This window comes from Cellulomonas bogoriensis 69B4 = DSM 16987 (assembly GCF_000767165.1).
In the GTDB taxonomy this organism is placed as follows: domain Bacteria; phylum Actinomycetota; class Actinomycetes; order Actinomycetales; family Cellulomonadaceae; genus Actinotalea; species Actinotalea bogoriensis.
Genome location: NZ_AXCZ01000425.1, coordinates 1 through 609 on the forward strand (window position 1 = coordinate 1; position 609 = coordinate 609).

The window sequence follows — 609 nt, forward strand, 5'->3', positions numbered from 1 at the left end:
CGGCGCGGGCGGCGGTCTCGGCGGCCGCCGCTCCCTGGACCGCGACCCGGAGCTCGGGGACCTGACCGCCCAGCAGCACCGGCACCACGGTGCCCGCGGCGACCACCAGCAGCAGGAACAGCGTCGACCCGATGAACGCCTTGTCGCGCAGCCGCACCGACACCTCACGGCCCGCCACCACCCCGACCGTCCGCCACCCCGCCGGCCGGATCCGCACCTGCCCCACGCCGCTCACCGGACCACCTCCCGGAAGATCTCGCTCAGCGTGGGCCGCACCGGGGTCATCTCGCGGACCGCGCCGTGGCGGCGGGCGGCGTCCAGGAGCTCCTGGTCGTCGGCGCCGTCGGCGAGGTCCACCACGACCACGGTGCCGTGCTGCTCGTGCAGGGACACCCCGGGCACCTGGTCCAGGAACGCCGCCATCCCCGACGGGGCACCCTCCACCACGGTGGCCGGGTCCTGCGGGTGGGGGTCCACGCGCAACCGGACGCGCCGGCGGGTGCTGCCGGCCCGCAGGTCGTCCGCGGCGCCCGCGGCCACGACCCGGCCCCGGTCCAGGATCACCACGTCGTCGCACAGCCGCTCGACCAGGTCCAGCTGGTGGGAGGA

Annotated in this window: 1 protein-coding gene and 1 pseudogene; both read right to left on the minus strand. The window is 77.0% G+C overall.

From position 1 onward, the window contains the following. A pseudogene (locus N869_RS15815) lies at nucleotides 1-235 on the minus strand (hypothetical protein); the annotation flags it as partial. Next, nucleotides 232-609: ATP-binding protein DrrA1-3 family domain-containing protein (locus N869_RS15820; RefSeq protein WP_035063305.1), on the minus strand; the 378-nt coding region annotated here is incomplete at its 5' end. The pseudogene N869_RS15815 and the gene N869_RS15820, both read right to left, overlap by 4 nt.